Annotated in this window: 20 protein-coding genes and 1 pseudogene; 16 read left to right on the top strand and 5 right to left on the bottom strand. The window is 57.6% G+C overall.

Annotated features, from left to right (window positions below; genetic code table 11):
- Together VGP75_RS13825 and VGP75_RS13820 are read left to right on the top strand one after the other, a co-directional pair.
- Positions 1–261, top strand: a pseudogene (locus tag VGP75_RS13825) (sulfate ABC transporter ATP-binding protein); the annotation flags it as partial.
- Complete coding sequence (locus VGP75_RS13820; protein ID WP_327544222.1) at positions 258–1,061, top strand: ABC transporter substrate-binding protein; 804 nt, start codon at positions 258–260, stop codon at positions 1,059–1,061. The pseudogene VGP75_RS13825 and the gene VGP75_RS13820, both read left to right, overlap by 4 nt.
- Here VGP75_RS13820 and VGP75_RS13815 read toward each other — a convergent pair whose 3' ends face one another.
- From VGP75_RS13815 to VGP75_RS13795, 5 genes are read right to left on the bottom strand one after another with little or no spacing between them, the layout of a single operon-like run.
- Positions 1,062–1,553 (bottom strand): DUF6505 family protein, encoded by a 492-nt coding sequence (locus VGP75_RS13815; protein WP_327544221.1) that lies wholly within the window; start codon positions 1,551–1,553, stop codon positions 1,062–1,064.
- The gene (locus VGP75_RS13810; protein ID WP_327544220.1) at positions 1,550–2,251 is read right to left on the bottom strand and encodes a biotin/lipoate--protein ligase family protein; all 702 of its coding nucleotides are present in this window, start codon (positions 2,249–2,251) and stop codon (positions 1,550–1,552) included. Before VGP75_RS13810 ends, VGP75_RS13815 begins: the two co-directional genes overlap by 4 nt.
- Complete coding sequence (locus VGP75_RS13805; protein ID WP_327544219.1) at positions 2,248–3,315, bottom strand: Mrp/NBP35 family ATP-binding protein; 1,068 nt, start codon at positions 3,313–3,315, stop codon at positions 2,248–2,250. Before VGP75_RS13805 ends, VGP75_RS13810 begins: the two co-directional genes overlap by 4 nt.
- Position 3,316: 1 nt before the next feature.
- Positions 3,317–3,511, bottom strand: coding sequence for a DUF6494 family protein (locus tag VGP75_RS13800; protein ID WP_110280898.1), 195 nt, complete (start codon positions 3,509–3,511; stop codon positions 3,317–3,319).
- A gap of 34 nt (positions 3,512–3,545) precedes the next feature.
- Positions 3,546–5,495 carry a 4Fe-4S binding protein gene (locus VGP75_RS13795; RefSeq protein ID WP_327544218.1) on the bottom strand — a complete coding sequence of 650 codons (1,950 nt, stop codon included), beginning with the start codon at positions 5,493–5,495 and terminating at the stop codon, positions 3,546–3,548.
- Between the two features lie 331 nt (positions 5,496–5,826).
- Between VGP75_RS13795 and VGP75_RS13790 the strand changes: the two genes are divergently transcribed.
- The 14 genes from VGP75_RS13790 to VGP75_RS13725 form a co-directional block, all read left to right on the top strand.
- Positions 5,827–6,363 (top strand): DUF3305 domain-containing protein, encoded by a 537-nt coding sequence (locus tag VGP75_RS13790; RefSeq protein WP_327544224.1) that lies wholly within the window; start codon positions 5,827–5,829, stop codon positions 6,361–6,363.
- A 5-nt stretch (positions 6,364–6,368) separates the two neighbouring features.
- Entirely contained in the window at positions 6,369–6,938 is a 570-nt protein-coding gene (locus VGP75_RS13785; protein ID WP_327544223.1) for a DUF3306 domain-containing protein, read from the top strand.
- A complete protein-coding gene (locus VGP75_RS13780; RefSeq protein WP_327544217.1) occupies positions 6,935–7,543 on the top strand; it encodes a TorD/DmsD family molecular chaperone in 609 nt (202 codons plus the stop codon). Before VGP75_RS13785 ends, VGP75_RS13780 begins: the two co-directional genes overlap by 4 nt.
- 58 nt (positions 7,544–7,601) lie before the next feature.
- Positions 7,602–7,793, top strand: a complete 192-nt coding sequence (locus VGP75_RS13775) for a twin-arginine translocation pathway signal protein (RefSeq protein ID WP_327544216.1) — start codon at positions 7,602–7,604, stop codon at positions 7,791–7,793.
- A 91-nt stretch (positions 7,794–7,884) separates the two neighbouring features.
- Positions 7,885–10,785 (top strand): formate dehydrogenase subunit alpha, encoded by a 2,901-nt coding sequence (locus tag VGP75_RS13770; RefSeq protein ID WP_327544215.1) that lies wholly within the window; start codon positions 7,885–7,887, stop codon positions 10,783–10,785.
- 12 nt (positions 10,786–10,797) lie between these two features.
- Entirely contained in the window at positions 10,798–11,391 is a 594-nt protein-coding gene (gene fdh3B, locus VGP75_RS13765; RefSeq protein WP_055295457.1) for a formate dehydrogenase FDH3 subunit beta, read from the top strand.
- An 81-nt stretch (positions 11,392–11,472) separates the two neighbouring features.
- Positions 11,473–12,654, top strand: coding sequence for a formate dehydrogenase subunit gamma (locus VGP75_RS13760; RefSeq protein ID WP_327544214.1), 1,182 nt, complete (start codon positions 11,473–11,475; stop codon positions 12,652–12,654).
- Between the two features lie 4 nt (positions 12,655–12,658).
- Complete coding sequence (locus VGP75_RS13755; protein ID WP_327544213.1) at positions 12,659–12,790, top strand: hypothetical protein; 132 nt, start codon at positions 12,659–12,661, stop codon at positions 12,788–12,790.
- A 245-nt stretch (positions 12,791–13,035) separates the two neighbouring features.
- Positions 13,036–13,815 carry a transglutaminase-like domain-containing protein gene (locus tag VGP75_RS13750; RefSeq protein ID WP_327544212.1) on the top strand — a complete coding sequence of 260 codons (780 nt, stop codon included), beginning with the start codon at positions 13,036–13,038 and terminating at the stop codon, positions 13,813–13,815.
- Positions 13,816–13,873: 58 nt separating this feature from the next.
- Positions 13,874–15,301, top strand: a complete 1,428-nt coding sequence (locus VGP75_RS13745) for a circularly permuted type 2 ATP-grasp protein (RefSeq protein ID WP_327544211.1) — start codon at positions 13,874–13,876, stop codon at positions 15,299–15,301.
- A 3-nt stretch (positions 15,302–15,304) separates the two neighbouring features.
- The gene (locus VGP75_RS13740; RefSeq protein ID WP_327544210.1) at positions 15,305–16,246 is read left to right on the top strand and encodes an alpha-E domain-containing protein; all 942 of its coding nucleotides are present in this window, start codon (positions 15,305–15,307) and stop codon (positions 16,244–16,246) included.
- A 13-nt stretch (positions 16,247–16,259) separates the two neighbouring features.
- The gene (locus VGP75_RS13735) at positions 16,260–17,057 is read left to right on the top strand and encodes a transglutaminase family protein (protein ID WP_327544209.1); all 798 of its coding nucleotides are present in this window, start codon (positions 16,260–16,262) and stop codon (positions 17,055–17,057) included.
- Between the two features lie 48 nt (positions 17,058–17,105).
- Positions 17,106–17,840, top strand: a complete 735-nt coding sequence (locus VGP75_RS13730; protein ID WP_327544208.1) for a proteasome-type protease — start codon at positions 17,106–17,108, stop codon at positions 17,838–17,840.
- Between the two features lie 12 nt (positions 17,841–17,852).
- The coding region (locus VGP75_RS13725; RefSeq protein WP_327544207.1) for an alpha/beta hydrolase at positions 17,853–18,710 on the top strand (858 nt) is incomplete at its 3' end.

Here is an 18,710-nt window from a genome sequence, read left to right as displayed (position 1 = left end):
GTGCTGTTTCTGGATGAGCCTTGCGCCAACCTTGACGGCCATACGACACGCGACATCGAGGCGCTTTTGCAGGAAACCTCTGCCGCCGGTACCCGCCTTGTGATGTCCACGCATGATATGGGACAGGCCCGCCGTCTCGCGCAGGATCTGATATTCATGCTGCATGGCAAGGTACATGATGTCAGCCAAGCAGAGGTTGCATTTGCGCGCCCGCAAACCGAAGAACTGGCTGCGTTTTTGAGGGGAGATATTGTGACATGATCAAGGGAATTCTGGCCGGTGTCATGGCGATCTGGGCGACAACAACTGTTGCCGAAGACATGCGGATGGCGGTGACGACTTCTTTTGATAGTTCGGGCCTTGCCGAGGTGCTGCTGCCTGCGATCAAAGAAGACCTTGATATTGATCTGCAACTGCTTGTTGTCGGCACAGGTCAAGCGTTGCGACTGGGCGAGGCGGGTGATGTTGATGCGGTTCTGGTCCATTCACGCCCCGCGGAAGAGGCATTCGTTGCCGCAGGCCACGGCACGCATCGGCATGAAATCATGTATAATGATTTCGTCCTGATCGGCCCTGCGTCGGACCCTGCCGATATCGCAAATGCTGAAAGCGCGGCTGATGCGCTGCAGCGGATCGCGGCTGCCGAGGCCCCTTTCGTCAGCCGTGGTGATGATAGCGGCACCCATAAAGCAGAGCTTGGCGTTTGGGCCAGCGCAGGTCTTGACGCAGCAGGTTTTGATGGCTGGTACCGGCCGGTCGGTGCGGGCATGGGCCAGGCGCTGAACACGGCAGCAGGGATGGACGCCTATCTGCTCTCGGATCGTGCGAGCTGGCTGAACTTTGCCAATAAGGCCGATCTGGCACTGCTCTATTCCGGTGATCCGGTGCTGTTCAACCAATACACCTATCTGCCCGTCGATCCCTCCAAGAACGCAAACGTCCGCAACGATCTGGCAATGGCGCTTGAAACATGGCTGGTCAGCCCGCGTGCGGCGGCATTGATCAACGATTACACGATCAACGGCGAAACGCTTTTTGTGTTCAACGCCAAGGCTGAGTGATCAATGCGTGTGCGGCTCGTCCAGTGAGCCGTGCACGGCAAATTGCGTCAGGTCGGCGTCTTGGGGCGCAATCACACGGTAGCTTTCCCGCACACCGGCGTCGGTCAATTCACGCGCCACAGTCAGCAAGGTGTTGGCGTCATGATCGGCGCAAAGATCGGCCATTTGCGCGATCTCTTCCAAGGCCACGGCGTGCGCCGCTTCCAGCGAGGGCGCGCCGTAGATATCGACGAAATGCCGGGCAAGCAGGCCTGCGATGGCGTCTTTTTCCTGCGGTTCAATCTGGGTAACCGCGACAAAGCTGACCCGCCCGAAAGTCTCGCAACCCATCCAGCCGTTGGAAAAGGCCTGTTTCGCCTTGCCCATCAGGTCCGCTTCGCTCCAGTTGGAAAATTCAAAGCCCCCCGAGATACACCATTCACCCGTGCGCGCGGGATTATGGAACACGCGGCTGTCACTTTCGTCAAAATGGATCGCGCGGGCAAGTTTCATGCGGGCCTCGTCAGGGTTTCGGTCAGTGGGACCAGTTCGATCTTGTCCCCGATTTTGAGCAAAAGGCCAAGGTCTTCGTCCAGTCCGGTATAGTTGCCCGTTCTGCCTTTGACCGTGACTTCGCCCTCTAATGCATGCGCAAGGCCGATCCATTCGCGGTGCAGCGTTGCCGTGCCACTGTCCGCCCATGTGTTGATGCCCACCAAAGTATGGCGCACCCACGACTCCAGCAAATTGATCGCATCCACCTCGGCGCAGCCTTCGGCGTAGAGTGCCGTTTCATCGGGCGTCAGGCCGGTGTCCTCGCTCGGTGGCCAAAGAACGATTTCCAATGCGATGACCAACCAGTCGGGCGCGTCCTCGGGCAGGCCGGGGGCCGCCATTTTCAAACCGCCGCAGCGCCCGCCGTTAACATAGATTGGACCATCCCAGCCAAGATGAACCGCCACCTCGGGCGGGGCCAAGGCGCCAAGGGCGTTCTGAAAGCCGACGCCACAAATGGGCAGCATTACGGCAGCTTTACGCAGTGGCACATCAGGGGCAAAGACAATTGCCGCGCGCAAAAGATCAGGCGCAAGATCATAGATCACAAGACCTGCGTCGCACCCCGCATCGGCGGTGGCACAAGCCAATGCGAAAGGATCACTCCCCGCCGCATCCTGCCCTGCAAAGAGCGGTGGAAACGATGGATCGCTCATGCGTGACCTTTTGCGATCAGGTCGCGGGCCACCTGACGGAAGGCAGCCGCCTGGCTGCTGTCAGGCTTGGACACAACAATCGGCGCACCGCCATCGGCCGCAAGGCGGATATCCATATGCAGCGGGATTTCCGCAAGCAGCGGAACACCCAGCTTCTCGGCCTCTTTCGCCACACCGCCATGACCGAACATATGTTCCTCATACCCGCAGGCGGAACATATGTGCGTCGACATGTTCTCGATCATCCCGATGATCGGCGTGCCCAATTGGTTGAACATATCAATGCCTTTGCGCGCATCGAGCAAGGCAATGTCCTGCGGCGTGGACACGATAATCGCGCCGTTCAGTTGCGATTTTTGCGCCAGCGTCATTTGTACATCACCGGTCCCGGGCGGCAGATCGACGATCAGCACATCCAGCGCGCCCCATTGCACCTGAGTAAGCATCTGCTGCAAGGCACCCATCAGCATCGGGCCACGCCAGACAACCGCCTGATCCTCGTTCGCCATCAGACCCAGCGACATCATGGTCACACCGTAGTTGCGCATCGGCAGAATGGTCTTGCCATCAGGCGACGCAGGCCGCCCTGAGACACCCAGCATCCGGGGCTGGCTGGGGCCGTAAACATCGGCATCCAACAGACCAACGCGCCGCCCCTCAGCCGCAAGCGCGCAAGCGAGGTTGGCCGAAACCGTTGATTTCCCGACCCCGCCCTTGCCAGAGGCCACTGCGATAATCCGGTCCACACCGGGGATTTTCTCGGGCCCTGCAGGTGCGCCGCCACGCTGTGGTTTCAGATCAGGCGGTGCTGCAGGTGTGCTATGCGCCGTCATGACAACCGACACTGACGCTACGCCATCCAGCGCCTTGATCTGCGCCTCGGCTGTGTCTTTGATCGCAGTATAAGCGGCGGCATGGCTGCCGCTGACCTCCATCACAAAGCGCACAGCGCCGTCTTGCACGGTCAGGGCTTTGACAATCCCCGCCTCGGCGATGGATGTGCCGCTAACGGGGTCTTCAATCGTCTTGAGGATCTCAAGAACTGTTTCGCGGGTAAGGGCCACGTTACGACTGCCCTTCAATTTTACCGGTCACGACATGTTCCAGATCAAGCCCATCAACCGTCAGCACAACCTTGGCCTCAAAGCTACGCCCGGAGGTGTCACCGGCGTTGCGCATCGCCTCTTCGATCGCCTGTTGCGAGGTCACGCCGACCTGTTTGAGGAACTTGCGCATGGACATGTTAAAGTCTTCGCTCATCGTGCTTTCTCCTTGGTATTGATGGATCGCCGGATCAGTGATCCTTGCGCTTGGACAAATAGTCGTCGGTTGTGCGCGGGCGGGGCCGTTCGCCAGCTGCGAAGGGGTTATTCTCGGAATGATACTGCGCGTTGATCCGGCAATTGTCGCACATCTGGATCATGCGGATCGCGTTCGGGTTCTGGTACATCGCGTGATTGTTCGCCAGCTTTTCGGTGATCCGTTCCACGGTAGATTTCACCCCGAAGAGGCTGCCGCATTCGATACAGGCGAAAGGTTCTTCCTCGTTGAGCACCGTTTGCGACAGGGCGGCATCGGTCAGGTCCAGTTGCGGCTGCAAGGTGATCGCCTTTTCGGGGCAGACATTGGCGCACAGGCCGCATTGCAGACAGGCATCCTCTTGGAACCGCAGTTGCGGCAGGTCGCTGTTATCGCCCAGCGCGCCGGAGGGGCAAAGAGAGGCACAGGCCAAGCACAAGGTACAGGCATCGGTATCAACGATCACCGCGCCATAGGGTGCGCTGGCGGGCAACGGCAATGTCGTAACATCGGGGTTGAGCGCCTTTGCCGATAGTCGCGCCACCTGCCTGCGTGATCCCAACGGCAGGATCGGCGCCGCAATGGCGGGCGTTTTCGGCTGATCAAACAGGTGATCCGACAGCGCGTCGGGATCGGCAATATCAAGCAAGGCAACCTTGTCCGGCGAAATCGCATTCGCCAAATCCGCTTGCGGCATCAGCGCGTCACGTTCGGTCTTGGGTGCAAGCAGGATGTCCACGCGGGCAAATCCGCTGGCCAGCGCGCCGACCATCTCGGCATGGCCAAAACCTGCCAGCGCATCCACCTGCAACGGGATCACATGGGCCGGAAGCCCGCGTCCGTAACGTGCGGCAAGGCTGATCATTTCCGCACCGTGGTCATCGTGGACCAGTAGCGTGGCATCCTTGCCGCCTGCCGCGCGGTAGCTGCTGGCCAAGGTGTTGATCCGGCGGAAGGTGAAATCGGCCGATGGCGCGTCATAGCTGATCGCACCTGACGGGCAGACCGCAGAACAGGCCCCGCAACCGGCGCAGATCATCGGATCAATGCTGACATGTTCGCCCGCCGATGTGATCGCGCCGGTGGGACATAGGTTCAAACAATTGGAGCAGGCCGGTTTTTCAGCGCGGGAATGGGCGCAAAGGCTGGTTTCCAAGCGCACGTAGAAGGGTTTTTCAAACGTGCCGACCAATTGGCTGGCGGCGAACACCGCGTCTGCGACAACGACAGGGCTTTTGGGATCAGCACGCACATAGCCGTCGCGTTTGTCAGGGGCGAGGAATAGGGGTGTGCCGCCCGTGAGATCAAGAATGATGTCGCATTCCGACACCGCGCCGTCACGTGGTGCTGTCATCGCCGGGGTTCCACGCCCACCTGTCATGCTTTGCTGGAACGCGTTGATACGCACCTGATAGCGGCCAAGCGTGCCGCTGGCCTGATGCAACGTGCCAACAACAGTATCGTAGTTCGGGTTCGGCATGATTTCGGCACCAGGCGCGAGAAGCACAGTGACCGAAAGCGCCTCTGCCAACTTCTCGGCGGCGGCAAGCGCTATGTCGTTCGCACCCACGATCAGACAGGTGCCTTCCGATACCACATCAAAGGTCTTTTGCGCCGGTGGTATCAAAGCCGCCTCGGCGATCAATGCAGCCATCTTGGGTGTCGTGTCAGCAGTATCATCGGTCCAGCCGGCACGGTCGCGAATATCGACAAAGGCGGGTACATCCGCGTCGATATCCTCGGAAAGCGCAAGAAAACGATGGGCCTCTTGCTGGCAGGCGATCATCACGTTGCCTTGCGCGATTGCCTTGGCTGCAACCTCGATCTGGTCAGTGCACAGGCTTGAATAACACCCGCCACAGCTTTGGCCGGTGGCGGCTTCCAGCGCAGGGGAATCAACCTTTTGGGAACCAAGACAGTCACAAACCAGCAGTGTTTTCGCCATCATCATCCCCGATTTTCATGAACGCAGATCGGAGCGTAGCTAGTCAGGAATTCGCAAGACAGTAAACCCAAATATCAGTTTGATTTACGCACAACAAATTTTGCAAATGCAGCAATTCAAATAATTCTGACGACAAAGAATGTAATTTTCTCGCGCAGAACCCTTGCACATTGGGCGTCTAGCAAATGCTGCGATGCAGTATGTTAAGGAGGCAAAATTCTTAACTAAAAACATGCTTTGCGTTTGCAAGTTTCTGCGGCAATCTGTCGGTGTACCAAGGCACACTAAACGGGGATTTCTTTTGAAATTCGCATACCCAGGTTCGCAGTCATTGCCGCTTGGCGTCGTCGTAAGACGGGGGCCGGGTGTGACGCGTTGGGCCAGACACGCGTGGAAAGCCTCTGCTGTCCTGCCAGGTGCCGGGCCTGCGGATTGGAAAGTACTGCGCACCGACGGTGATGTGACTGAATTCCATGCCGCAACGCTTCCGCTGACGCTCTATGTTTCAGATGTTGAGGCCTATGCCCACGAGCTGCAGGCGCGCGAACCTTCTGTCTATGTGGTGTTGCGTCCGGTGTCGGGAAGCAAGGATATACCCTGGACTGTCACGCTAGTAACCGCGTCCCCGTATGAGGCGCAGGATTATTGCGATTCCGCAGAAGAGCAGGTCGAGAAGATTCCGATGCCAGATGGTCTCGGGGCGTGGATTACCGAATTTGTCGACAAGCACTATGAGGAAGAGGCGTTCGTGAAACGCCGCCGCGATAAGTCCCGCGTCGATCAAAATCAGGACGGCATTGGTGATCCGCGTATCCGCCAGACGGCCGATGTCTATCGCGCCCCTCGCCGCAAGGAGGTGCTGAATTGAGCGATATGTTGTCATCATGGTCACGCCGCCGCGCCGCTGTCGCGGCCGAAGCCGCACAAGAGGACCGGGCTGCACAAGAAGCGGCTTTGGCGCAGGAACAAGAAGCGCTGGCCGAGAAATCGGATAAAGAGATTTTGGAGTCGCTCGGCCTTCCTGATCCTGACAGCCTTGCGATTGGCGATGATTTCAAGGCTTTCATGTCCAAGGCCGTGCCTGAACACATTCGCAAGCGCGCGCTGCGCAAACTATGGCGCAGCAATCCGGTTCTGGCCTGTGTTGACGGGCTGAACGATTATGATGACGATTATCTGGCGCAAAGCATCGGGCAAGATGCGCTAAAGACCACCTATCAGGTGGGTAAAGGGATGCTGGCGCATCTGTTGGAAATCGAGCGCCAGAAAGAGGCAGGTCCGGCCGTCGCAAAGGTGGAAGTCGAGGAGGACACCACCGAAGAAGTCGCCGAGACAAGCGCGCCGACTGTTGATCTGCCTAAGGATGGTGCAGCGGTTGAGGAGGACCCTGCACCATTCACCCCCCGCCGTATGCAGTTTCAATTCGAGGATGATGTCGCATGAACGCCGCCGTCGAAATAGTCGATATCGCCGCGGAAGATCGCCTGCGCGCCGATCTCTATAACTACCTGGGCGTTATGCTGGCGGGACCACCCGATCAATTGCTGCTAGATCAGACTGCGGGGCTTTCGGGCGATGACACCGTATTGGGAAAAGCAATCAACGGTCTGGCGCGTGTGGCGAAAATCTCCAAGCCAAAGGCGGTGCGCTCAGAATACAACGCGCTCTTCATCGGCCTTGGTCGGGGCGAGTTGCTGCCTTTTGCCAGCTACTACCTCACAGGGTTCCTGAACGAAAAGCCGCTCGCCAATCTGCGCAAGACAATGGCCGATTTCGGCATGACGCGTGCCGAAAACGTGTTCGAACCCGAAGACAACATCGCGTCCTTGATGGAGATGATGGCTGGCATGATCGTGGGCCGCTTTGGCCGTGTCGCGACACTGGCCGAACAACAGACGTTCTTTAACGCGCATATCGGCACATGGGCATCGCATTATTTCAGCGACCTGCAAGGGGCCAAATCATCCATCCTTTATGCCTCTGTCGGCGCTGTCGGACAGGCATTCATGGACATCGAGAAAGAAGCGTTTCGTATGACAGCAGGCTGACGAGCTTGCGACATAACCGGTGGGGATGCCCGCCAAAGAAAGAAAGGGAGACATCCTTATGACCGAGAAAAAAGAGGGCACAAACCGCCGCGGATTTCTGAAACTGGCCGGCACGGCAGCGCCAGCCGCTGTTGCTGCGGTAGCCGCAGGTGGTGCGACGCAAGCCGCAGCACAGCCCGTCGATCTGTCATCGCAGACGATGCAGGATACCGAACACACGCGGGCTTATCTTGAAAGCACACGGTTCTAAACATTCCAGGGCTCTTTTCGTGGTCGCGACACACCATGACGCACAGGCCCAAAAAGGATTATCCGAGTAGATCGGATCAGGGAGGAAGAAAATGCTGAGGAAAAAGACCAACGGGTATACACGCCGGTCCGGTCGTTCGCCGATTATGGTGAACACAGGTGCCAAAGGAATTGACCGTCGCGGATTTTTGCGCGGATCAGGCCTTGCCATCGGTGGCCTGGCTGCGATTGCCGCAACAGGCGGCAGTGTCACCCAAGCAACAGCACAACAGGCCGCGACACGCGCCGTTGAAAGCATCAAATCGGTTTGTACGCACTGCTCGGTCGGGTGTACTGTGATCGCAGAAGTCGATAACGGCGTCTGGACAGGCCAGGAACCCGGCTGGGACAGCCCGTTCAACCTCGGGGCACACTGCGCCAAAGGCGCTGCCGTCCGTGAGCACGCCCATGGCGAGCGCCGCCTGAAATACCCGATGAAGAAAGAAAACGGCGAGTGGGTCCGCATCAGCTGGGAAACCGCGATCAACGAGATCGGCGACGGCATGATGAAAATCCGCGAAGAAAGCGGGCCGGATTCTGTGTATTGGCTGGGTTCTGCGAAGAGCAATAACGAGCAGGCCTATCTGTTCCGCAAATTCGCCGCCTACTGGGGTACGAACAACGTTGACCACCAGGCGCGGATCTGTCACTCGACCACGGTTGCCGGTGTGGCGAACACATGGGGCTACGGCGCCATGACCAACAGCTACAACGACATGCACAACTCCAAAGCGATGTTCCTGATCGGCGGCAACCCGGCCGAGGCACACCCAGTGTCCTTGCTGCACATGCTGAAAGCCAAAGAGCAGAACAACGCGCCACTGATCGTTTGTGACCCACGTTTCACGCGCACAGCCGCCCATGCCGACGAATATGTCCGCTTCCGGCCCGGCACCGATGTGGCGCTGGTCTGGGGTATCCTGTGGCATATCTTTGAAAACGGCTGGGAAGATAAGGAATTCATCCGCACCCGCGTCTGGGGCATGGACGAGATCAAGACAGAAGTGGCCAAGTGGACACCCGAAGAGGTCGAGCGCGTCACCGGCGCACCCGGCAGCCAGTTGGAGCGTGTCGCACGGACCCTTGCCAATAACCGCCCCGGCACTGTGATCTGGTGCATGGGTGGTACACAGCACACCAACGGCAACAACAACACCCGCGCCTACTGCATCCTGCAGCTGGCACTGGGGAACATGGGCGTCGCCGGTGGCGGCACCAACATCTTCCGCGGCCACGATAACGTGCAGGGTGCAACCGACCTTGGCGTTCTGGCCGATACGCTGCCGGGCTACTACGGCCTTGCACCAGGATCATGGGCGCACTGGGCGCGCGTGTGGGAAGAGGACCTTGATTGGCTCAAGGGCCGGTTCTCGGATGCCTCCTACGGCGACACATCCATGATGAACCTGAACGGCATTACCGTCAGCCGCTGGATCGACGGCGTTCTGGAAGACAAAGAGAACATCGACCAGCCTGACAACACCCGCGCGATGGTGCTGTGGGGCCATGCCCCGAACTCTCAGACCCGTCAGAAAGAGATGAAGACGGCGATGGAGATGCTCGACATGCTTGTCGTGGTTGATCCATATCCAACCGTCTCGGCGGTTCTGCAGGACCGGACAGACGGTGTTTACCTGCTGCCGGCATGTACGCAGTTTGAAACACGCGGGTCTGTGACGGCTTCTAACCGGTCGCTGCAGTGGCGTGACAAAGTGGTTGAACCGCTGTTTGAATCACTGCCAGACCACACGATCATGGCAATGTTTGCCGAAAAGTTCGGCTTCCACGACAGGATCTTCCGCAACATTGCGATTGATGAGGGCGGCGAGCCCAACATCGAGGACATCACCCGCGAATTTAACCGCGGCATGTGGACCATCGGCTACACTGGCCAGAGCCCCGAGCGTCTCAAGATGCATATGGCCAACCAGCACACCTTTGACCGCACCACACTGCGGGCTGTCGGTGGTCCGGCTGACGGTGACTTCTACGGCATGCCTTGGCCATGCTGGGGCACACCCGAGATGAACCACCCGGGCACGGCAAATCTCTATGACATGTCGATGCCAGTGGCCGAAGGCGGTCTGACATTCCGCGCCCGTTTCGGGGTGGAACGCGATGGTGAAAACCTGCTGGCCGAGGGCGTCTTTACCCCCGGATCGCAGATCGAGGACGGCTATCCCGAGTTCACCATGCAAATGCTGTTAGACCTTGGCTGGGACGGTGATCTGACCTCCGAGGAACGCGCATCAATCGAACAGGTTGCGGGCGGCGCGGATAATGTTGGCGGCATCAACTGGAAAACCGACCTGTCAGGCGGTATTCAGCGCGTTGCAATTGCACGTGGTTGTGCGCCCTTCGGCAACGCCAAAGCCCGTGCTGTGGTCTGGACCTTCCCTGACCCAGTGCCGATCCACCGCGAACCGCTCTATACGAACCGCCGCGATCTGGTGGCTGATTATCCGACTTACGCGGATAAGAAGTTCTGGCGCGTGCCGACCATGTATGCCTCGATTCAGGAGAACGATTTCTCGCAAGAATATCCGATCATCCTGACCTCGGGCCGTCTGGTTGAATACGAGGGTGGCGGCGATGAAACCCGTTCGAACCCATGGCTGGCCGAATTGCAGCAGGACATGTTCATCGAGATCAACACACGCGACGCCAACAACCTAGGTGTGCGTGACGGCGCGCAGGTCTGGGTCGAAGGCCCGGAGGGCGGCAAGGTCAAGGTTATGGCCATGGTCACAGAACGGGTTGGTGTGGGCGTGGCGTTCATGCCGTTCCACTTTGGTGGACACCTGGAGGGCGTCGATCTACGGGATAAGTACCCTGAAGGGGCTGACCCATACGTCTTGGGTGAATCCACCAATACCGCCCAAACCTACGGCTATGACAGCGTAACCCAGATGCAAGAGACCAAAGCGACTCTTTGCAAAATCTGGACAGCATAAGGGAGAAGTAGAATGGCTAGAGCAAAATTTCTCGTTGATGCTGAACGCTGCATCGAGTGTAACGCCTGCGTCACTGCATGTAAGAACGAACACGAGGTGCCTTGGGGTATCAACCGCCGCAAGGTTGTCACGATCAATGACGGCAAACCGGGTGAACGGTCGATCTCGGTCGCATGTATGCACTGCTCGGATGCACCCTGCATGGCGGTGTGTCCGGTAGACTGTTTCTACCAGACAGCCGACGGTGTGGTCTTGCACTCAAAAGACCTGTGCATCGGGTGTGGCTATTGCTTCTACGCGTGTCCGTTTGGCGCGCCGCAATTTCCGCAGGCTGGCAACTTTGGGTCACGCGGCAAGATGGACAAATGTACCTTCTGCGCCGGTGGTCCCGAGGAAAACAACTCGACAGCCGAATTCGCCAAATACGGGCGGAACCGGATTGCCGAGGGCAAGCTGCCGATCTGTGCCGAAATGTGCGCAACCAAGGCGCTGCTGGCCGGTGATGGCGACACAGTGTCCGACATCTACCGCGAGCGTGTCGTGGCCCGCGGTTTCGGGTCCGGTGCCTGGGGTTGGGGCACAGCCTATGACCAAAAGGGCGGCTAATCGCCCCTTTTGCGAGATGCAAATAAAGGGGCGGCCTTTTCACGGGCCGCCCTTCTTTGATTAGCCAGAGAGGATTTCTCAATGCTGCGTCTGATGACAGTTTTTGCATTGCTATTCGCCATGACAGCACCCGCATCGGCGCAAGAGGCCACCGATGATCCGCGCGCAGCCACTGGCGGGGCGCAAACGTTGGAGGATATCCTGCGCCGCCAGGAAGGCCTGGTCATGGATGACAGTTTCCGGAGCGATGTGACTGGCAACCCCGAGAATGCCGCACCGATCACAGATCAGCTTGGCACCTTGGGTGGTGCGTCGGATCCCGATTTATGGCGCGCATACCGTTATGAAGTTGTCGATCTGACCACCCAGGCACGTGGGCCTGCGGTCACGACAATGATTCAGGACCGTGGCATGTGGTGGCAGGCTTTCCGCGAAGGACCACTGGTTTCAATGACCGCGGCCTTGCTGGGCGGCACGCTTGTGCTGCTGGCCCTGTTCTATCTGATCCGTGGGCGCATCCGCCTTCACGGAGAAAAAACAGGGCGGACAATCACGCGTTTCAAGGCGTTCGAGCGTTTCGGCCACTGGCTATTGGCATCGTCGTTTATCCTGCTTGGCCTTACCGGACTGGTATCGCTTTTGGGACGCAAGGTGCTGATCCCCGCCTTTGGGCATGAGGCGTTTTCAGGCTTGGCAATCGGCAGCAAATGGATCCACAACAACGTCTCTTGGGCGTTCATGCTGGCGCTTGTGATCATCTTTGTCGTCTGGGTTGTGCACAATATCCCCGACCGCACCGATCTGAAATGGCTTGCAAAAGCGGGCGGTCTGTTTGGCGGCGATCACCCGCCTGCGAAAAAGTTCAACGCAGGTCAAAAGTTGATCTTCTGGGCGGTGATTATCCTTGGTGGCTCGATTTCGGCCTCGGGTATTTCGTTGCTGTTCCCGTTCGAATTTAATATGTTTGCCCACACATTCTCGTTCATCAACGGCTGGGGCGTGCCCGGATGGTTCGGCTTACCTGATTTGCCCTATCCGCTGTTGCCGCACGAAGAGATGCAGTTCGCCCAACTCTGGCACGCGATCGTCAGCCTTGTGCTGACCGCGATCATCCTTGCGCATATCTATCTTGGGTCAGTCGGTATGGAAGGTGCCTTTGATGCGATGGGCAAAGGCGAGGTCGAAGAACAGTGGGCGCGCGAGCACCACAGCATTTGGGCCGATGAGGTGCTGAACGCCAAACCCTCCAAGAGCGAGGCATAGCACGATGAAAGCGTTCCTGATCTCTGTAGTTGCGTTGGTCGTCATCACGGTGGGTGCGAATCAGATCCTGATGCGCGTCGGGCCCTCCAGCGCCGAAGCCACCATTTCAAACGACAACGTGCGCCTTTCAGACTGAGAACCGGTGAAATATGACGAAATACAGGGCCCTACGGGGCCCTGTTTTACATGCGCAAAAGGGGATTTGCGCATCGCTCCGGAAAGCGATACCAGCCGGACAAAGCAATCAGGCCGAGGGTAGGCTTGATCCGCAGAACCAAAATCTAAACCTAATTTCCTGTCTCTGGCAAAGCGTTGAGGATGCGTTCCTTCGGCGCGTCTTTGGCGGGGTGCGGTCGTTATCGAGAAAGGAAAAGCCCCAGCGTGCTCATCTCAATCAAAACCCATCTCAGCTACACCACCGCCACATCTTGTAGCCTGCTGCTTCAGATCGAGGCGGCGCAGGATATCGCGCAGGTCTGCGAAAGCAGTCACTTCACCACGAACAAAGATATCTACTGGAACATCATTCCCGGCGAAGAGAATATCGGTTTACGTCGCTGGGGGCGGATCGAACAGACATTCGAGTGCGTTTACGAGGCCAAGGTACGCGTGCAGCGCCCCGTATCGGATCTTGCGGATCTTGCGGCCCATGATGTCACGCAATTGCCCAGTGATGTGACCAAGTTTCTGATGCCCTCTCGCTATTGCTTTCCCGAAGCTTTCCTGGGCTTTGTCCCCGAACAATTCGGGTCACTCGCGGGTGGCGCGCTGATCGCGCAGATGAGCGACTGGATCAGAGAGAATTTCACCTACGACATCTGCGCCAGCAACGCGCTGACCACGGCGACCGATAGCTTTCAGGCGCAGCGCGGCGTCTGTCGCGATTACGCGCATGTTTTGATTGGTATGGCACGCTCTGCCGGTATCCCCGCGCGGATTGCCAGCGTATATGGGCCGGCTGTGAACCCGCAGGATTTCCACGCCGTCGCCGAGGTGTTTCTGGATGGTGCATGGCACATCGTTGACCCCACAGGCATGGCTCACCCAAGCGAGATTGTCCGCATCGGTGTCGGGCGTGACGCGGCTGATGTATCGTTTATGACGTCCTATGGTTGGATGGAGATGAAAAAACAGTCAGTTGATGTGTCTTTCATCGCATGAAGCCGCAGGAAGCGCGCCATCTGCTTGCAACTCCCTTGCCGCGCGTTAGGTTAATTTCATGAGTACAGATCGACAGCACTTTGATGAGATGCTTTTGGGCGGAGAAGGCGTGCGCGCGCCTTATGCCGAATATCAAGAGTGGTTCTCGCATGAAGACGTTTCGCGCCTCTCCAAAAAGTCGAAAGAGGCCGAAGCCTTCTTTCGCAGGACGGGGATTACCTTCAACGTTTACGGTCAGGCGGCGGCGCAAGAACGGCTGATCCCCTTTGATCTGATCCCGCGGATCATCGCGAACCGCGAATGGACGAAGTTGTCGAAAGGTATCGAACAGCGCGTGCGCGGCGTGAACGCCTTTTTGTATGATATTTACCACCGTCAGGAAATTCTGCGCGCCGGTGTGGTTCCGATTGACCTGATCGCAAAAAACGCCGCGTTCCTGCCACAGATGATGGGCGTGACACCGCCGGGCAATGTTTACACACATATTGTGGGCACAGATATCGTGCGCACCGGTGAAGATGATTTCTTTGTGCTGGAAGACAACGCGCGCACCCCGTCCGGCGTGTCCTACATGCTCGAAAATCGCGAAACCATGCTGCAAATGTTCCCTGAACTGTTCAGCCAGATCAAGGTGCAGCCGGTCAGCGATTACCCCAAGAACCTGCGCCGGTCCCTTGCGGCCTGCGCACCTGCGGGGTGCAACGGCAAACCAACGGTCGCGATCCTGACGCCGGGTATCCATAACTCGGCCTATTTTGAGCATTCGTTCCTTGCCGATCAGATGGGTGTGGAACTGGTCGAGGGCCATGATCTGCGCGTTGTCGACGGCCATATCGCAATGCGCACGACCGAAGGGTATAAAACGATCGACGTGCTCTATCGTCGTGTGGACGATGATTACCTTGATCCGCTGAACTTCCGCCCGGATTCTATGCTGGGTGTGCCGGGCATCATGGATGTCTATCGTGCCGGCAATATCACCATCGCCAACGCCCCCGGCACAGGTATTGCCGATGACAAGGCGATTTATTCCTACATGCCTGACATCATCGAATTCTATACCGGTGAAAAGGCGATCCTGAAGAACGTCCAGACCTTCCGCTGTTCCGAACCTGATGCGTTGAAATACGTGCTCGATAACCTTGCTGATCTGGTGGTGAAAGAGGTGCACGGATCGGGTGGTTACGGGATGCTTGTTGGCCCTGCCGCCTCAAAGAAAGAACTGGCGGCATTCGCAGCCAAACTGCGCAAATCTCCGGCCAATTATATCGCGCAGCCGACACTGTCGTTGTCGACCGTGCCGATCTTCACCAAGAAAGGCCTAGCCCCCCGCCACGTCGATCTGCGGCCCTTTGCGCTGGTGTCGCCTGATGGCATGAACATCACACCCGGTGGTTTGACGCGCGTCGCGTTGAAAGCCGGATCGCTGGTGGTGAATTCAAGCCAGGGCGGCGGCACAAAAGACACTTGGGTTTTGGAGGACTAGGCGATGCTTGGAAAAACCGCAGGTGGGCTCTACTGGATGTTCCGTTTTCTGGAACGCAGTGAAAATACCGCACGACTGGTTGAAGCCGGGTTCCGGATCGCGCTGACGCGATCATCCGACCCTGAATCAGAGTGGAAATCTGTGCTGACGACCGCCGGTGTGCGAATGAATTATGACCAGAAATATGATGGGTATACCGCACTGGATGCGATTGATTTCCTGCTGCGTGATACCGACAACCCGTCAAGTGTCATGTCGTCGATCAACAACGCGCGCACCAACGCGCGGATGGTGCGCACGGCACTGACAACCGAAGTCTGGGAGGCCGTGAACGAAAGCTGGATGGCCATGAAGGCGGCGTTAAAGACACCCGTGACGCAGGCAAAACTGCCAGAGGTGCTGGGTGAAATCCGCCGCTACACAGCGCTCGTGCGGGGCGCGTTGCATGGCACCATGCTGCGCAATGATATTTTCGACTTTTCCCAGCTTGGCATCGCAATTGAGCGGGCGGACAATACCGCGCGGATCATCGACGTAAAATATTATACGCTGCTTCCTTCAGCCAGTTTCGTAGGCTCTGCCCTTGATAACGTGCAGTGGGAAACGATCCTGCGGTCCGTGTCGGCCTACCGGTCATTCCGTTGGCTGAACAACGACGATATCTCACCGATGAGCATTGCGGACTTTCTGATTTTTGACAGCCGCTTTCCGCGTTCACTCTCGTTCTGTAGCCGCATTCTGGACGAGAATCTCGGCTATCTGGCCAAGGATTATCGCACCCGCCTGCCTTGCCATGACATGATCGACGCCCAGCGCGACAGACTGCGCGCGAGCACGATTGAAACGGTCTTTGATGAGGGGCTGCACGAATTCATCACGTCGTTCATCCGCGAAAACAACGCGATCGGGCTTCAAATCGAACAAGACTACAGCTTTGTAGGATAGGTATTTTCAGACCATGAGACTTAGTATCAAACATGCAACGAAATACACCTATGACGCGCCTGTGTCCTATGGGCTGCAACAGGTGCGGTTAACCCCTGCAAACTCCAGACATCAGACGGTGCATGACTGGACGGTCGCAGTGACAGGCGGCACCAAAGAGCTGACGTTTGAAGACCACTATCAAAACCAGACCATACTGGTGCGGGCCGATAAAGGTGCCACCGAAGTCTCGGTCGAAGTGTCCGGCGAGGTCGAGACGCACACGAATGATGGCATTTTTGGCAAGACCTATGGCACCGCTCCGCTTTGGCATTTCAGGCAAAGTACACGGCGTACCGAGGCAGGCAAGGGCATCAAAAAACTTGCGAAGACCTTGGAAAAAGCGCCCAATGTGCTTGATGGGCTGCATGCCTTGTCACAGGCGATTATCGAGGCGGTTCCTTTTGGCCAAGCCGTTACGTTTTCAGGCACTACCGCAGAAGAGGCGCTGATGGCGGGTGGTGGTGTATGTCAGGATCACACGCAGATTTTCATTTCGGCCGCACGACTTGCAGGTGTGCCGGCGCGCTATGTTAGCGGCTATCTGATGATGAACGACCGGATTGATCAGGACGCGAGCCATGCATGGGCAGAGGCTCATATCGATGAGCTTGGCTGGGTCGGGTTTGACGTATCCAACGGCTATTCACCCGACGAACGCTATGTGCGGATCGCAACAGGCCTGGATTCACGCGATGCATCGCCGGTTACCGGCGTGCGCATGGGGTCTGCCTCGGAAGCAATGATTGTGTCGCTTCAAATTCAGCAGTAGATGCTTATTTGAACGCTGAATTTCTCTAAACGGTAATGGACTACGAAATTGACATACTGTGTTGGGCTTCGCCTGAATAAGGGACTGGTCTTTATGTCCGACACCCGCACAAATGCAGGTGTAGATAATTTTTCCGTCACCCGCAAAATGTTCACATGGAATACCCCCGGTGAACGGGTCATCACCCTGATGACAGCCGGGAACCTTGCCACGACACAGGCCTTGGTCAGCCTTCTGGACGAACGATCTAAGGCAACGGCCGAGCGCAACCCGACTTTGCTTGAACTCCCTACGATGTTTCAGGTGGCACGCATGGTCGGTGCAACACTGAAAGAAGTGATCGAGGAAAGCGGGCCTGACGGGCAAGAAGCCTCAACCAAGTTTCGCGCGTCAGTCATCCTTGGTGGTCAGATCAAAGGTGGCAAGCCCACCCTGTTCCTGATCTATCCTGAGGGGAATTTCATCGAGATCACCGAAGACAGCCCGTTCTTCCAGATTGGTGAAGCCAAATACGGCAAGCCGATTTTGGTGCGCGCCTATGATCCGGACATGAGTTTCGCGGATACAATCAAGCTCTTGCTGGTGTCTTTTGACAGCACGATCAAGGCGAACCTTTCGGTGGGCTTGCCGCTGGATCTGCAGATCTATGAGGCGGACAGTTTCAAGGTCACGGAACGCCCGCGGATCGAGGCTGATGACCCCTATTTCCAACATATTTCAAATAGTTGGGGCGAGGCTTTGCGTACCGCATTGGCACAGCTTCCCAGCTACCAGTCCGATTAACGGCAGCACAAGATGAAGGCGGTTCTGGCCCTCGTTGCGGTGATTGTATCGCTTTTCGTGCTGGAAACCGCCCGACAGGGTGTCAGCATCACACATTTCGCAGTCGGCGAAACACCCGTGACAAGATATGCGCGCGCGGACGCGGATGGGCCTGCGGTAGTGGTGGCGCATGGCTTTGCCGGATCGCAGCAGATGATGCAGGGCTATGTCTTGCCGCTCGCCCAGGCAGGTTATCAGGTCTACGCCTTTGAATTCCTCGGGCATGGGCGACACAGACAACCGATGTCAGGTGATGTGAACGCGCTGGATGGCACGACCCGTTTGTTAGTTGCGCAAACAAGCGCAGTCATCGACAGCATTGATGCGGGCGATGTGCCTGTTGCGCTCTTGGGGCATTCCATGGCGACCGATATCCTCGCCCGTGTTGCGCAAGAGCGTGATGATATTGGCCCTTTGGTTCTCATTTCGGCGTTTTCGCAGGTGATTGATGCCAACACCCCGTCCAATCTTCTTTTGATCACAGGAAGTTGGGAACCGGGCCTGCGCGACTTTGCGCAAGAGGCCGTGCAGATGGTTGATCCGACAGCCACCACCGGTGAGACCGTGACGGATGGTGATCTGCGCCGCCGCGCTGTCATTGCGCCGTTCACCGAACATGTCTCGGTCCTGCATAGCCGCGCGGGGCGGGCCGAAGCGGTCGCTTGGCTTGACGGGTTTTATGGGCGGCAATCACTGCCCGCGATCTTGCCAACCGGAACCGCTATTTTGGGCCTTTTGGTGGGGATTGTCCTGTTGTTCGGACCGATTGCCAAGCGACTGCCACAGCGACAGACCGAGGTGCCCGCGATTGATCGGAAGCAATTGGCGGTT

Origin of the sequence: Yoonia sp. (assembly GCF_036007805.1) — a bacterium.
Classification (GTDB): Bacteria; Pseudomonadota; Alphaproteobacteria; order Rhodobacterales; family Rhodobacteraceae; genus Yoonia.
This window is presented reverse-complemented; position numbering and strand designations above follow the sequence as displayed.

What these genes read in the sequence shown, in the direction of transcription:
- VGP75_RS13755 (WP_327544213.1), top strand. Translation starts at nt 12,659, where the DNA reads ATGAAAGCGTTCCTGATCTCTGTAGTTGCGTTGGTCGTCATCACGGTG.
- VGP75_RS13795 (WP_327544218.1), bottom strand. Translation starts at nt 5,495, where the DNA reads ATGGCGAAAACACTGCTGGTTTGTGACTGTCTTGGTTCCCAAAAGGTT.
- VGP75_RS13740 (WP_327544210.1), top strand. Translation starts at nt 15,305, where the DNA reads ATGCTTGGAAAAACCGCAGGTGGGCTCTACTGGATGTTCCGTTTTCTG.
- VGP75_RS13735 (WP_327544209.1), top strand. Translation starts at nt 16,260, where the DNA reads ATGAGACTTAGTATCAAACATGCAACGAAATACACCTATGACGCGCCT.
- VGP75_RS13820 (WP_327544222.1), top strand. Translation starts at nt 258, where the DNA reads ATGATCAAGGGAATTCTGGCCGGTGTCATGGCGATCTGGGCGACAACA.
- VGP75_RS13760 (WP_327544214.1), top strand. Translation starts at nt 11,473, where the DNA reads ATGCTGCGTCTGATGACAGTTTTTGCATTGCTATTCGCCATGACAGCA.
- VGP75_RS13745 (WP_327544211.1), top strand. Translation starts at nt 13,874, where the DNA reads ATGAGTACAGATCGACAGCACTTTGATGAGATGCTTTTGGGCGGAGAA.
- VGP75_RS13785 (WP_327544223.1), top strand. Translation starts at nt 6,369, where the DNA reads ATGTTGTCATCATGGTCACGCCGCCGCGCCGCTGTCGCGGCCGAAGCC.
- VGP75_RS13780 (WP_327544217.1), top strand. Translation starts at nt 6,935, where the DNA reads ATGAACGCCGCCGTCGAAATAGTCGATATCGCCGCGGAAGATCGCCTG.
- VGP75_RS13800 (WP_110280898.1), bottom strand. Translation starts at nt 3,511, where the DNA reads ATGAGCGAAGACTTTAACATGTCCATGCGCAAGTTCCTCAAACAGGTC.
- VGP75_RS13770 (WP_327544215.1), top strand. Translation starts at nt 7,885, where the DNA reads ATGCTGAGGAAAAAGACCAACGGGTATACACGCCGGTCCGGTCGTTCG.
- VGP75_RS13810 (WP_327544220.1), bottom strand. Translation starts at nt 2,251, where the DNA reads ATGAGCGATCCATCGTTTCCACCGCTCTTTGCAGGGCAGGATGCGGCG.
- fdh3B (WP_055295457.1), top strand. Translation starts at nt 10,798, where the DNA reads ATGGCTAGAGCAAAATTTCTCGTTGATGCTGAACGCTGCATCGAGTGT.
- VGP75_RS13815 (WP_327544221.1), bottom strand. Translation starts at nt 1,553, where the DNA reads ATGAAACTTGCCCGCGCGATCCATTTTGACGAAAGTGACAGCCGCGTG.
- VGP75_RS13775 (WP_327544216.1), top strand. Translation starts at nt 7,602, where the DNA reads ATGACCGAGAAAAAAGAGGGCACAAACCGCCGCGGATTTCTGAAACTG.